The sequence below is a fragment of the Aeromicrobium piscarium genome (assembly GCF_007421815.1).
GTDB lineage: Bacteria > Actinomycetota > Actinomycetes > Propionibacteriales > Nocardioidaceae > Aeromicrobium > Aeromicrobium piscarium.
The window spans coordinates 43,215-55,749 of the sequence record NZ_VLNT01000005.1; the positions used below are offsets into that span (position 1 = coordinate 43,215).

At 68.6% G+C, this 12,535-nt stretch carries 14 protein-coding genes and 1 tRNA gene; 5 read left to right on the plus strand and 10 right to left on the minus strand.

Going from position 1 to position 12,535, the window contains the following annotated elements; genetic code table 11:
* The first annotated feature begins 79 nt into the window (after nt 1-79).
* Nucleotides 80-153: transfer RNA gene (locus FNM00_RS08085), tRNA-Gly, on the plus strand.
* A gap of 101 nt (nt 154-254) precedes the next feature.
* On the opposite strand, the gene FNM00_RS08090 is transcribed toward FNM00_RS08085, so the two are convergent.
* Nucleotides 255-662, minus strand: a complete 408-nt coding sequence (locus FNM00_RS08090; protein ID WP_143912938.1) for a hypothetical protein — start codon at nt 660-662, stop codon at nt 255-257.
* Nucleotides 663-1,033: 371 nt separating this feature from the next.
* On the opposite strand from FNM00_RS08090, the gene FNM00_RS08095 reads away from it, so the two are divergent.
* Nucleotides 1,034-1,426, plus strand: coding sequence for a hypothetical protein (locus FNM00_RS08095; protein WP_143912939.1), 393 nt, complete (start codon nt 1,034-1,036; stop codon nt 1,424-1,426).
* A 9-nt stretch (nt 1,427-1,435) separates the two neighbouring features.
* Here the strand turns inward: FNM00_RS08095 and FNM00_RS08100 are convergent, their stop codons facing one another.
* The 8 genes from FNM00_RS08100 to FNM00_RS08135 all read right to left on the minus strand — a co-directional run bounded on the left by FNM00_RS08100 (nt 1,436) and on the right by FNM00_RS08135 (nt 8,104).
* Nucleotides 1,436-2,455 carry a PP2C family protein-serine/threonine phosphatase gene (locus FNM00_RS08100; protein WP_143912940.1) on the minus strand — a complete coding sequence of 340 codons (1,020 nt, stop codon included), beginning with the start codon at nt 2,453-2,455 and terminating at the stop codon, nt 1,436-1,438.
* A 140-nt stretch (nt 2,456-2,595) separates the two neighbouring features.
* Nucleotides 2,596-3,255, minus strand: coding sequence for a biliverdin-producing heme oxygenase (locus FNM00_RS08105; protein WP_143912941.1), 660 nt, complete (start codon nt 3,253-3,255; stop codon nt 2,596-2,598).
* A 139-nt stretch (nt 3,256-3,394) separates the two neighbouring features.
* Entirely contained in the window at nt 3,395-3,961 is a 567-nt protein-coding gene (locus FNM00_RS08110) for a TetR/AcrR family transcriptional regulator (protein ID WP_143912942.1), read from the minus strand.
* Between the two features lie 9 nt (nt 3,962-3,970).
* The gene (locus tag FNM00_RS08115; RefSeq protein WP_143912943.1) at nt 3,971-4,792 is read right to left on the minus strand and encodes an Fpg/Nei family DNA glycosylase; all 822 of its coding nucleotides are present in this window, start codon (nt 4,790-4,792) and stop codon (nt 3,971-3,973) included.
* Nucleotides 4,785-5,243: a ribose-5-phosphate isomerase gene (locus tag FNM00_RS08120; RefSeq protein WP_143912944.1), complete on the minus strand. Its 459-nt coding sequence runs from the start codon at nt 5,241-5,243 to the stop codon at nt 4,785-4,787. Before FNM00_RS08120 ends, FNM00_RS08115 begins: the two co-directional genes overlap by 8 nt.
* A 37-nt stretch (nt 5,244-5,280) precedes the next feature.
* The gene (locus FNM00_RS08125; RefSeq protein ID WP_143912945.1) at nt 5,281-6,171 is read right to left on the minus strand and encodes an alpha/beta hydrolase; all 891 of its coding nucleotides are present in this window, start codon (nt 6,169-6,171) and stop codon (nt 5,281-5,283) included.
* A 173-nt stretch (nt 6,172-6,344) separates the two neighbouring features.
* Nucleotides 6,345-6,956, minus strand: a complete 612-nt coding sequence (locus tag FNM00_RS08130) for a mycothiol-dependent nitroreductase Rv2466c family protein (RefSeq protein ID WP_143912946.1) — start codon at nt 6,954-6,956, stop codon at nt 6,345-6,347.
* A complete protein-coding gene (locus FNM00_RS08135) occupies nt 6,953-8,104 on the minus strand; it encodes a glutamate--cysteine ligase (RefSeq protein WP_221933648.1) in 1,152 nt (383 codons plus the stop codon). The genes FNM00_RS08130 and FNM00_RS08135 overlap by 4 nt, the downstream gene beginning before the upstream one ends.
* A 70-nt stretch (nt 8,105-8,174) precedes the next feature.
* Here FNM00_RS08135 and pepN point away from each other — a divergent pair, with 70 nt between their 5' ends.
* Nucleotides 8,175-10,694, plus strand: a complete 2,520-nt coding sequence (gene pepN / locus FNM00_RS08140; protein ID WP_143912948.1) for an aminopeptidase N — start codon at nt 8,175-8,177, stop codon at nt 10,692-10,694.
* A 77-nt stretch (nt 10,695-10,771) separates the two neighbouring features.
* On the opposite strand, the gene FNM00_RS08145 is transcribed toward pepN, so the two are convergent.
* Nucleotides 10,772-11,038, minus strand: a complete 267-nt coding sequence (locus tag FNM00_RS08145) for a hypothetical protein (protein WP_143912949.1) — start codon at nt 11,036-11,038, stop codon at nt 10,772-10,774.
* A 33-nt stretch (nt 11,039-11,071) separates the two neighbouring features.
* Between FNM00_RS08145 and FNM00_RS08150 the strand changes: the two genes are divergently transcribed.
* Both FNM00_RS08150 and FNM00_RS08155 read left to right on the plus strand, forming a co-directional pair.
* Entirely contained in the window at nt 11,072-11,974 is a 903-nt protein-coding gene (locus FNM00_RS08150; protein ID WP_143912950.1) for a mechanosensitive ion channel family protein, read from the plus strand.
* A gap of 162 nt (nt 11,975-12,136) precedes the next feature.
* On the plus strand, nt 12,137-12,520 hold the full coding sequence (locus FNM00_RS08155; RefSeq protein ID WP_143912951.1) for a globin: 384 nt from the start codon (nt 12,137-12,139) through the stop codon (nt 12,518-12,520).
* Nucleotides 12,521-12,535: the final 15 nt, after the last annotated feature.

Here is a 12,535-nt window from a genome sequence, read left to right on the forward strand (position 1 = left end):
CGCTCAGGCACGCCGCCCTGGCCCATGTCACGGCGTCCTGGTCGGATATGGCAGAATGAACCCGCTGCCTCGGCAGCGCGCGGAAGTAGCTCAATTGGCTAGAGTCTCTGCCTTCCAAGCAGAATGTTGCGGGTTCGAGTCCCGTCTTCCGCTCCGCCTCCCCCCGTTCGGCACCGCCGAGCGGGGGTTCGTCATGTCAGGAGTCCACGCGAGCCATCCGGTTTCCCCGCCACGTCAACGCAGGACGACGGCGCTCACGACCAGGTGAGAGCGTTCCCGGCGCGGTAGACGGTAACCGCGATCGGCGGCTCGATCGCGAAGGTGACCCCACCGTCTCGCGCTTGGGCCAGGGCCGCGTCGCGGTCCGCCACCGGCAGCCGCGGCGCGTGGAAGACATGCGCGAACCCGACGACGCGCCTGGCCACGCGCACCGGCAGGTGGCGTGAGCTAGTGGTCGTCGAGAAGGTCTCGTCGTCGCCGTGCTCGATGTGCAGCGTCACCGTCGTGGGATGCGGATCGGCACGGGCGATCGGCTTGGGGTTGATCACCACCGTCGCGGCCACGATCCGGCCCAGTGCAGCTCCCTCGGCCCGAGCCCGCACCCGCCAGGAGCGACCCCAGTTGGTCCAGGCGATCGCCACCATGGCCACCGCGGCGAACACCGTGGGGACGAGCAGCTTGATCTCCAGGTGACTCCGGTGCAGCGCGGGCGAGGACGGTGTGGATGCCAGTCAACACCACGCCGGATCATCGGGTCGCACCGAGGGGACGGCGTCTTAGGAGAGCGTCGGTTCTCGCGCCGGTAACGCAGCACCAGGACGAGCAACGCCATGAGGTTGACTGACAGCAAGACGGCCAGTCCCACCAGCACGATCGTCATGGCTCCCTCCCTCGGCCTCCCTCGACGCCGGCTCCGACGATGCCACAGCAGGCGCCACCTACTCGCTCAAGACGGCACATCTCACCCGCAGATTCACCCCGTCACCGCGCGGCTGCTTGTGCCCGCGGCCGATCGCTGCCACGCTGCGGAGTCATGTCCGACCCCTCCGCCCCGGCGCCGACCGGCTTCATCGAGCTGACCCTGCAAGGGTCGGCGGTCACCGCCACCCCGGTCACGCCTTCGGTGCGCGTCAACGGGTATCCGATGCGCGTCGCCTACGGCGCCAACCGGCTGGCGATGCCCCCGGGACGCGCCTTCATCGAGATCGACTGCCAGTGGATGCTCACCTACGGCAAGGCCAGTATCGACGTCGAGGTCCCCGCGCACGGCTCCGTTCCGGTGTTCTATGCCCCGCCGTACCACCAGTTCTCGCGTGGGGCGATCGGCACCGAGCCACAGAAGCGTCCCGGCCTCGCCGGCGTCTTCGGCATCATCGGCGGGATCGTCCTCGTGCTCACTCTCCTGGTGCTGATCGCGGTCCTCTGACGCGAGGGATCAGCGCGCGGACAGACGTTCGACCATGAGCAGCGCTCGATCGTCGTCGCGAGTCGGCACGCGATCGAGCACACGTCCCGCGGCTCCCGGGAAGCCTTGGCGGATGGCCTCGCGCGCGGTGTCCTGAAGCCAGGCGATCCCACCCGCGATATCGCGATGACGTGTCTCGACCACGCCATCGGTGTACAGCATCAGCGCCTCACCCGGCTCGAGCACGCCCTCGCTCGGTGAGAACTCCGGTCGAGACGTGACCCCGAGCGCCATGCCGGTCGCCTCGTCCACGCGCCAGAGATTGGTGCGCGAGCACCACCGCAGCGCGGGCGGATGTCCCGCATTGACGATCGAGTAGCGGCCCGTCGCCAGGTCGATGATGACGTAGGCGGCCGTCGCGAAGCCGTCGTTCCAGCGCTGCCGCAGCAGATAGTCGTTCGCCGCGGCCACGAGCCCCAGCGGCGGAAGGGACCCGATGAGCCCACCGAGGGCACCGGCCACCTGCAGCGACTTGGTGCCCGCCTCGACCCCCTTGCCCCAGAGGTCGACGAGGATCAGCTCCAGCCGACGTCCGTCCGGCGACAGATCGGCGACCACGAAGTCGCCGGCATAGCTGGTGCCTCCCGCCGAGCGGATCTGCTGCTCTGCGCGCCACCCCGCCGGCAACTCCGGCACATGGCCCTGGGCGAGGAGCCGGTCACGCAACTCGGCCAGCATGTGCTGACCCAACGGAGCGGGCAGCTCACTGCGGTTGATCCGCGCCATGTACAGCTGCAGGAGAGCGACCAGGACGACGATCGCCACCGTCGCGATCCGTCCGGTGGCGAAGCCCGAACGCTCCGTCTCCATCGCCGCCGCCGCGAAGGCTCCGATGAGCGCCACCGCCGTGAGCGTGGCGAGCGGCTTCCACCTGAGCAGGAGCCCGCCGACCACGATCGGCACGAGGAAGGAGACCGCCGGGAAGATGTGATACCAGGCGACCGATGCGAAGAAGATCAACACAGTCGCCGCGATGAGCAGCGAGAGCACTCCCGACTGGCCCTGCGCGCTACCGACGCGCCAGGCGGCGATGCGGTCGTCGGCGTGACGCAGCGACGCCCGTCAGGTCCCCTCGATCTTGCCCACGCACGAACTCTAGCGTCCGTATCGTCCTCGTGGACGTGCTCGGATCAACGGGACCAGCGATCGAGGTCAGCCGAGAGCTCGGAGAAGATCGCCTCGTTGAGACCGAAGACGACCTTGACCTCGTCGAGAATGCGCTGCTGCTCCGCACTGTCGAGAGACAGCGCATCGAGCCGCGCCCGGTAGGCGTCCTTATAGGGCTTGGGCTTGGGGATCTCATCGAAGGCGTAGAACTCCACGCCCGCAGTGGTCTCCAACTCGTAGGCGCGTCCCAGGATGCGGCCGATGGCCTGGCCGCCCGAGAGGTCACCGAGGTAACGCGTGTAGTGGTGCGCCACGAAGAGACCGCCCCAGCTCGCCGACGCCTCGACGCGCTCGACATAGCGCTCCGTCGCCGGGGACTCGACCACGATCTCGCGCCAGCCGGCCCCGGCCCAATGGTCCAGGTCGGCCGCGAGGGAGACGCTGCGCTCGAGCGCCGGGTCGATCACGGCACTCGCGATCGGGTCGTCCGCAAGCCGGCGCGCGACCGACTCGAGGGCCGCGTAGACGCGCTGGAGACGCAGCAGGTAGGCGGTGTAGCCCTCCGGGCTGATCCGTCCCTCCAACATGACCGACATGAAGGACGATCCCTCGGCCGAGGTGTGTTCGGCCTTCGATCCGTCGCGCAACAGGGTCGACAGCGATTCGGTCGCGGTGAGGGTCATGGCGTCTCCGGAGTCCTCGAAAGATTAACTGACACTACGTCATATTAATCTGACATTCCGTCATGTCAATAGCGACAGCATGTCAGCTTATGCGACGATTGTATGGTATGCCTAACCTCAGCACCAGACCCGCGGCCGCTCAGCGGACGCCGACGGCACGCAGCACGAAGGAGGCCGCTGCGTCGGCCTCGACCGCGGGACCCACCTGGAGGGTCGCGTGGATGAGCGCGATGGTGGTATCGACGTCCTCCACCTGGAAAACCCCCGCGGCCATCCCCTGGTGCAGCAGCGCGCGCACCGCCCGCTCCACGAGCCGCACATGCTTGCGGATCTCCACCATCGAATCGGCAGAGAGCACGCCGTAGAGCGCCGGTCCGAGACCGAAATGCAAGGACTGGCGCATCCGCAGGTGATGCTCGACGTAGATGCGCAGTCCGGCTACCGGGTCCTCCACGCCATCGAGCGCATCGTCGAGCTCCTCGAGATAGCGATCGGTCTCATCGGCCGCGAAGGCCAGGACGATCGACTCCTTGTCGGGGAAGTGGTTGTAGATCGCCGTCCGGCTCACTCCGGCCGCGCTCGCGATCTCCGCCAGAGTCACCTGATCGTAGGGACGATCGGCCACCAGCTCGGCAAAGGCCTCGAAGACCTGTCGGCGCACGCGAGCACGGTGCTCCGTGAGGGTACGTCCCTGGATCTTCGGCATGCTGGCAATCTACCGCGCGCCATCGCCGGAAGGCTGACACCTCGGACACCAGAACAGGTTCCGGGCCCCCACCACTCGGGTGAGCACCGGCTCGCCGCAGATCCAGCACGGCTGGCCGTCGCGTCGATAGACGTAGACCTCGCCACCGTGATCGTCCTGGCGCGGCGGGCGGCCCATCGCCTCCGGCTCGTGCTCGGGCCGCACCGTGTCGATCCGGCCGGTCCGCACCCCCTCGCGCATGAGCAGCACGAGATCGGCCCAGATCGCCTCGAGAGCAAGTACCGAGAGCGACCGTCCCGGGGTGAGCGGGTCGATGCCGTGGCGGAAGAGGACCTCGGCCCGGTAGACATTGCCGACGCCCGCGATGACCGACTGGTCCATCAGCAGCGTCGCGATCGCCGCCCGCGACCGCAGCACCCGGGCCACGAAGGCGTCCCGATCGGCGTCACCGCGCAGCGGATCGGGGCCGAGGCGATCGAGGATCACCGCGACCTCGTCCGGGGTGAGCGCCTTACACGCGGTGGGACCGCGCAGATCGGCGGTCGTGCTGCCGTCGCTGAGCCTCCAGCGCACCTGGCCGGTGACCATCGGCACGCCGGGAGCGAAGCGGAAGGATCCGTAGAGGCCCAGATGGACGTGCACCTGTTCGGCGACCCCGACGAAACCGACGAAGAGGTGCTTGCCCCACGCCTCGGCGTGATCCAGGGTCCGGTCGTCCAGCATCGCGGCCCCCACGAAACGCCCCTGTGGCGACCCGGAGGCGATCACCCGGCTCCCGAAGGCGGCGGTCAGCTCTCCGGCGAGGCGATGGAGGGTGTGCCCCTCAGGCAAACGAGCCCGTCTCCTCGTAGCGCGCGAGCAGGTCGATACGCCGTTGGTGCCGGTCGGCCTCGCTCCACGGGGTCGCGAGGAAGGCGGCGACGATGGCCTCGACCTCCTCGACGCTATGCTGCCGAGCTCCGATGCCGATGATCTGCGCGTTGTTGTGCTGGCGTGCCAGCTCGGCCGTCTCCACGCTCCAGGCGAGGGCCGCGCGGGCACCCTTGACCTTGTTGGCGGCGATCTGCTCGCCATTGCCCGATCCCCCGATGACGAGGCCGAGCGACCCCGGCTCGGCCACGGTGGCTTCGGCGGCCGCCACGCAGAAGGGCGGGTAGTCGTCGTCCGCATCGTAGGCGAAGGCGCCGTGGTCCACCGGCTCGTGACCGTGCTCGGTCAGCCAGGCGATCAGATGGGTCTTGAGCTCGAAGCCGGCGTGATCCGCCGCGACATGAACGCGCATGGGCCCAGTATCCCAACCCGCCCTCCGACCGAGGCAGTCACCCGTTGAGTGTGGCGGCGGCGTCGAGCACTGCGCCCGCCATGACGACGAGGTCCTGCGCGGAGTCGAAGGTATGGGGCTGGCGCCAGAAGGAATGCACCATTCCCTGGGCTCGCCAGCCGGTCGCCCGCACGCCGGCCTCCGCCAGACGCGTGACGTAGGCCTCGCCCTGGTCGCGCAAGGCGTCGTGCTCCGCCGTGACGACCATCGCGGGTGGGAGACGCCCCGGCTCGGGTGCCCGGAGCACAGCCACCTCGGGATGGTCGAAGGCTCCCTCGGCGTACGCACTCCACATCCATCTCATGGAGGCCGCATCGAGCGCGGCGTTGTCATCGTCCGGGTCCAGCTCCACACGCGGGTCGGTGGCCGGGTACAGCAACAGCTGGAAGTCCAGGAGCGTGGGATCGCGCACACAGGCCCCCGCCACGAGATTGCCGCCGGCCGAGTCCCCGATGCCGGGCAGGAAGGAGGCATCCACGTCGTGCCCCGAGGCCTCCCGTCGCAGCCACCGTGCCGCGGTGACTACGTCGTCCAGCGGAGCGGGATACGGGTGCTCGGGAGCCCGGCGATAGTCCACCGCGAGCAGCGCCCACCCGGTCGTGGAGGCGAGATAGCGACAGAACGCATCATGGGTCTCCAGATCGTGCATGACCCATCCCCCGCCATGCACGTACAGCGCGACCGGCGCACCGCCGCGCGGACGGTAGAGACGGACCGGCACGCCATCGGCGTCGAGATCATCGACATGGTCGATGCGCACACTCTCGGACCGGGCGGCGAGAGCGGCCTCACGTGCCTGTCGGCGCTGCTCCACGAGGTCGATCTCGGCCGGGTCGGTCGGCTCGCCCAGCTCGGAGAGCATCCGGCGGGCTTGGGGGTGCAGGGCCATGGCGCGAGTATCTCAACCATCCGTGACCGTCACCCCCGGTGGAGGTAGGCCATCAACCCCATCCGTCCCCGATAACGTTGATCAGCTACCGCCACCGGGGACGAGAGGTTGATGACCTACCTCCACCGGGAGAGGAAGGGTTGACAGGCTACCGCCACCGGGTGCCCGCGGGATCAGTCGAAGATGGGGTCGCGGGTCCGGGTGCGCTTGAGCTCGAAGAAGCCCTCGTAGCCGGCGAGCAGCCGAGCGCCGTCCCAGACCTTGCCGGCATCCTCGCCCGTGGGCGCGGGGCTCAGGACCGGGCCGAAGAAGGCGACTCCCGCGATCGCGATGACCGGTGTGCCGACCTCCTCGCCCACCAGCCCGATGCCTTCGGCGTGGGACGCGCGGATCGCGTCGTCGTACTGCGGGTCGTCGGCAGCATCGGCGAGCGACGCGGGCAGGCCGACCTCCTCCAGCGCCTCGACGAAGACCTCGCGATCGTAGTCGCGACCGCCGGGATGCCGCCGGTTTCCGAGTGCGGTGTAGAGATCGCGCAGGATCTCCGGGCCGGCGTGGTCGGCGGCCGCCTGGCAGACGCGCACCGGCCCCATCGCGGTCTTGAGCATCTCCCGGTAGTCCTCCGGGATGTCCTTGTCCTCGTTGAGCACGGCGAGGCTCATGATGTGGAACCGGGTGTGAACATCGCGCACCTGCTCCACCTCGAGCATCCAGCGCGATGTCATCCACGCCCACGGGCACAGCGGGTCGAACCAGAAATCCACGGTCTCGCGTTGTTCGGTCACAGCTCTACCTCCACAGGTCGGCCCGCGCGCATCTCCGCGACGAGCGATCGGACGACGGCGTCCAAGGCACCGCCACCGCGCGCGGCGACCTGGCGCTGGCGTTGATAGGACGCCCCCGACTCCATGATGGCGCGCACTCCCGAGAGTTCGGTGGCGCACCCGAGATCCTCGGCGACGGGCTCCAGCATCGGCAGCACGCGCTCGGTCAGATCGGTGGTCACGAGATCCTCATCGCCGTCCTCGTCGAGGATCAGGATCGTGTCCATGCCGTAGCGCGCGGAACGCCACTTGTTCTCCTGCGCGAACCACGACGGCAGGGTGGGCGTCGGCCGCCCGGCGTCCAACTCGCGCGAGTAGTGCTCGACGAGGCACTGGGTGAGCGCCGCGATGGCACCGAGCTCCGCGATCGTCGGGATGCCGTCGCAGACCCGGACCTCGATGGTCCCGAACTTCGGCGAGGGCCGGATATCCCACCGGATCTCCTCGAAGATGTCGATGACCCCGGTCTTCAGCATGTCGTCGACATAGCGCTCCAGCTGCGGCCACTCGTCGAAGCCGAAGGGGAGGCCTGCCGTCGGCAGCTGCTGGAACATCAGCGCGCGGTTCGAGGCGTACCCGGTGTCCTCACCGCCCCAGAAGGGAGAGGATGCGCTGAGCGCCTGCAGATGTCCGTAATAGGCCATGAGCGCGCGACTGATCGGCAGGACCTTGTCACGGTCCTCGATGCCGACGTGGATGTGCACGCCGTAGATGAGCATCTGGCGCCCCCACCACTGCGTACGGTCGATGAGGGTGGCGTACCGCTGCTTGTCGGTCACCTTCTGCTGGGTCCAGCGGGCGAACGGGTGCGTGCCCGCGCACATCAGCTCGACCCGCAGCGGGTCGAGGATCGGACGCAGCAGCTCGAGGCTGCGGCCCAGATCCGCGGTCGCCTCGCCGACGGTGTGACAGACATCCGTGACGATCTCCACCGTGTTGAGCAACAGCTCCTGTTTGACATTGGGGTGCTCCCGGCCGTCCGGGCCCGCGAGGGCATCGAGCACCGTCTGCGCGACTTGGCGCAGATCACCGGAGTCCGCGTCGACGAGCGCCAGCTCCCACTCGATGCCGACGGTCGAGCGCTCCGAGGTCGCGAACCCGATCTCCACGTCCACCATCCTGCCCGATGCGCCGTCACCCTGCGGGGCCGCGCAGTGGTGTTGGTGCGAGAGTAGGGGTATGCCCGGCACCAATCTCACCCGCGAAGAAGCCCGCGCCCGCGCATCGGTGGTCCAGACCCAGACCTACGATGTCGCGCTCGACCTGACCCTCGACTCGAGCGAACGCTTCGGCTCCACCACGACGATCCGGTTCACCGCGACCGAGGGGGCCTCGACCTTCCTCGATCTGGTCGACGGTGAGATCAGCGCGATCACCCTCAACGGCACCAGCCTGGACCCCGCGCTCTACGCCGACAGCAGGATCCCGCTCGACGGCCTCGCCGCCGAGAACGAGGTGACGGTCGAGGCGACCTGCGCCTACTCGCATTCCGGCGAGGGTCTGCACCGCTTCGTCGACCCGACCGACGAGCGCGTCTACCTCTACACGCAGTTCGAGGTACCGGACGCCCGGCGGGTCTTCGCGACCTTCGAGCAGCCGGACCTCAAGGCCGAGTTCACCTTCCACGTCACGGCACCCGAGCACTGGCAGGTCGTGAGCAACTCCCCCACCCCCGAGCCGGAGGCCGTCCGCGAGGGCGTCGCCGTCTGGCACTTCGCGCCCACCGCGCGCATGTCGACCTACATCACAGCGCTCGTCGCCGGCGAGTACCACGTCGTGCGCGACACCTACGCCGGTGAGCACGGCGAGATCCCCCTCGGCGTCTTCTGCCGTCAGTCGCTCGTCGAGTTCCTCGACGCCGATGACATCATCGAGGTCACCCGTCAGGGCTTCGCCTTCTTCGAGCGGGCCTTCGAGATGGGGTACCCGTTCGGCAAGTACGACCAGCTCTTCGTGCCCGAGTACAACATGGGCGCGATGGAGAACGCGGGCTGTGTGACCTTCCGCGACGAGCTGATCTTCCGCAGCCGCCAGACGGTCGCCGCCTACGAGCAGCGCGCCAACACGATCCTGCACGAGATGGCCCACATGTGGTTCGGCGATCTCGTGACGATGAAGTGGTGGGACGATCTCTGGCTCAACGAGTCCTTCGCCGAGTTCGCCTCGCATCACGCACAGGTCAACGCGACCCGCTTCACCGATGCCTGGACGGGCTTCACCAATGCCCGCAAGAACTGGGCCTACCGGCAGGATCAGCTGCCCTCGACCCACCCGATCGCGGCGGACAACTACGACCTGCACGCCGTCGAGGCGAACTTCGACGGCATCACCTACGCCAAGGGCGCCTCCGCGCTCAAGCAGTTGGTCGCCTGGGTGGGCGAGGAGGACTTCTTCGCCGGCCTGCGCGCGTACTTCGCCAAGCACGCGTACGGCAATACCGAGCTGCGCGATCTGCTCGTCGAGCTGGAGGCGGCATCCGGACGCGAGCTGGACTCCTGGTCGGCCGAGTGGCTGCAGACCTCGGGCGTCAACACGTTGCGCGCCCGCTTCGAGACCGATGCCGAGGGCCGGTTCACCTCGTTCGCGGTGGAGCAGTCGGCCCACGCGGACTTCCCGACGCTGCGCCGTCACCGCATCGGGATCGGACTGTATGACGATGTCGACGGTGCCATCGTGCGCACCGACGCCGTCGAGGTGGACGTCTCCGGCGAGCTGACCGAGATCCCTGAGCTCGTCGGCAAGCCTCAGCCGAACCTCGTGCTCTTGAACGACGCCGATCTCACCTATGCCAAGATCCGCCTCGACGAGCGCTCGTTCGCGACCCTCATCGGCGGCATCGGGGCCATCGACGACTCACTGGCCCGCGCGCTGTGCTGGGGCGCGGCGTGGGACATGACCCGCGACGCTGAGCTCGGCTCGGCCGACTTCGTGCAGCTGGTGCTGTCCGGGGTCGGCACCGAGAGCGATCTGACCGCGGTCGGCTCGCTTCTGCGCCAGGGCACCACCGCGGTCTCCTCCTTCACCTCCGATGCACGGCGCGAGGAGCTGTCGCGCACCTGGGAGGAGGGGCTGTGGGAGCTGCTCACCTCCGCGGAGCCGGGCACCGATCACCAGCTCGCCTTCGCCCGCGCGCTGGCGGCTGCCGCCAGCGCCCCGGACCGCGTCCGCGAGCTACTCCATGACGGCATCGACGGGCTCACTGTCGACACCGACCTGCGTTGGACCCTCGTGACCGCTCTCGCCCGCCTCGGGGCGCTCGACGAGACCGCGATCGCCGCGGAGATCGACCGCGATCCGACGAACTCCGGCCGCGAGCGCGGCGCCGGGGCGCTGGCGATCCGTCCGGTCGCCGAGGCCAAGGAGGACGCCTGGCAGAAGGTCGCGGTCGACACGGCGACCCCGAACGAGACCCGGCGCAGCATCGCGGCGTCCTTCCAGGTCCATGGACAGGGCGAGCTGCTGGCGCCGTACGTCGAGCGCTACCTGGAGATGGCCGAGACGATCATCGACGAGCAGGGCGTGTGGATCGGCCAGATCGCGCTGATCTACTTGTTCCCCCTCGCCAATCCCTCGCAGGACACGCTCGATCGTGTCGATGCCTGGCTCGCCGACAACCGGGCCCCGGCGGCGGCGCTGCGATACGTGAGGGAGGGGCGCGACGACCTCGCCCGCGCCCTGCGCGCCCGCGCGGTCAACTGAGCGAGATCACCTCGACCCACGACGGCCGGAATGCAGAAGGCCCCCGCCATCCGGCGGGGGCCTTCTCGTGGAGCGTGTCAGTGGTGGGCGTCGGCCTTCTCGACCTCAGTGGAGGGAGCCGGCGGGACGTAGTTGTTGCGGGCGGTCGCGGCACCGAAGATCCAGATGACCACGAACAGCGCCAGCGGGACGCCCGCGAAGATGCCGACGACGTACAGCGTGCTGAGCGACTCGCCCTGCTCCCAGGTGAAGGGGGCGGTCGAGGCGGCCGCCGGTCCGGCGGTGGCGACGAGGACGGCGGCCACAGCGGCCACGAGGGTCGTGAAGGCGCGGACGAGGCTCATGGGCCTATCGTATCGGCCGGTACGTTGGGAGCCATGCCTGACCTCGACTTCCTCGACGAGCCGTGGTTCCACCGCTTCGTCGAAGTACCGCTGCGGGCCATCATCATCATCGTCTTCGCGCTGGTACTGCGCTGGGTGGCCAATCGGCTGATCGACCGGCTGATCAGCCGAGCCGCCAAGGGGGCGATGCCCAATGCCATCGCCCAGACGAAGACCGGCACCAAGATGGCCGAACGCGGGGAGCCTGCCGCCCAACGCCGCCGCCAGCGCGCCGAAGCGACCGGATCATTGCTCAAGAGCATCGCGACCGGCATTATCCTCACCATCGCCGTCGTCACCATCCTGGCGAGCTTCGGCATCCCGGTCGCTCCCCTGCTGACCAGCGCCGGCATCGTCGGTGTCGCGCTCGGCTTCGGTGCGCAGACCCTCGTGAAAGACTTCCTCGCCGGCATCTCGATGATGCTGGAGGACCAGTACGGAGTCGGCGATGTCGTGGACCTCGGCGAGGCCGCCGGCACCGTGGAGTCCGTCGGTCTCCGGGTCACGCGACTGCGCGATGTCGACGGCACCGTCTGGTACGTGCGCAACGGGGAGATCCTCCGTGTCGGCAATTCGAGCCAGAACTGGGCCCGTACCGTCCTGGACATCACCGTCGCCTACGAGTCCGATCTGGACGAGGCCCAGCGCATCCTGCACGATGTCGCGAACGAGATGTACGCCGAGAAGGCCTTCGAAGGCGTCATCATCGAACCCCCCGAGGTGTGGGGCGTCGAGCGCTTCGACAAGGACGGTGTCGTCGTGCGCGTGGTGCTCAAGACCGCTCCGCTCGAGCAGTGGGGTGTGGCCCGCGCCATGCGTCAGCGCGTCAAGCACCGCTTCGACGCGGCGGGCATCAGGATCCCGGTCACGATCGTTCCCCCCGGAGGCTATTCATGAGCGAGCGCAGCGAGCGAACCATCAGCACATCCTCATGCCGGTACCGACCTACCATGCTTCCTCTCCAGGCGGTGCCGGCATGAGCGAGCGCAGCGAGCGAACCATCAGCACATCCTCATGCCGGTACCGACCTACCATGCTTCCTCTCCAGGCGGTGCCGGCATGAGCGATGAGGAGAACTTCTACGAGGCGATCGGCGGGCGCGCCACCATCGAGCGCATCGTCAAGGTGTTCTACGCGGGTGTCGCGGAGGACGAGGTGCTGCGGCCGATGTACCCCGAGGAGGACCTCGGGCCGGCCGCCGAGCGGTTCACGATGTTCCTCGAGCAGTACTGGGGCGGTCCCACGACCTACTCCGAGCAACGAGGACATCCTCGGCTGCGGATGCGGCATGCGCCGTTCGCAGTCAACAGCGAGGCTCGTGACCACTGGCTCAAGCATTTCCGGGCCGGTCTCGACGCCGCCGGACTCGATCCCGAGCACGACGCGCGTTTCTGGGGCTATGCCCAGCACGCGGCCCAGTTCATGATCAACACCCCGGACTGAGACCACCCCGGGGGC

Excerpts from the sequence above, each read along its gene's own strand:
- FNM00_RS08095 (WP_143912939.1), top strand. The coding sequence starts at position 1,034 with ATGTCCGACCCCTCCGCCCCGGCGCCGACCGGCTTCATCGAGCTGACC.
- FNM00_RS08105 (WP_143912941.1), bottom strand. The coding sequence starts at position 3,255 with ATGACCCTCACCGCGACCGAATCGCTGTCGACCCTGTTGCGCGACGGA.
- FNM00_RS08110 (WP_143912942.1), bottom strand. The coding sequence starts at position 3,961 with ATGCCGAAGATCCAGGGACGTACCCTCACGGAGCACCGTGCTCGCGTG.
- FNM00_RS08120 (WP_143912944.1), bottom strand. The coding sequence starts at position 5,243 with ATGCGCGTTCATGTCGCGGCGGATCACGCCGGCTTCGAGCTCAAGACC.
- FNM00_RS08125 (WP_143912945.1), bottom strand. The coding sequence starts at position 6,171 with ATGGCCCTGCACCCCCAAGCCCGCCGGATGCTCTCCGAGCTGGGCGAG.
- pepN (WP_143912948.1), top strand. The coding sequence starts at position 8,175 with ATGCCCGGCACCAATCTCACCCGCGAAGAAGCCCGCGCCCGCGCATCG.
- FNM00_RS08145 (WP_143912949.1), bottom strand. The coding sequence starts at position 11,038 with ATGAGCCTCGTCCGCGCCTTCACGACCCTCGTGGCCGCTGTGGCCGCC.
- FNM00_RS08150 (WP_143912950.1), top strand. The coding sequence starts at position 11,072 with ATGCCTGACCTCGACTTCCTCGACGAGCCGTGGTTCCACCGCTTCGTC.
- FNM00_RS08155 (WP_143912951.1), top strand. The coding sequence starts at position 12,137 with ATGAGCGATGAGGAGAACTTCTACGAGGCGATCGGCGGGCGCGCCACC.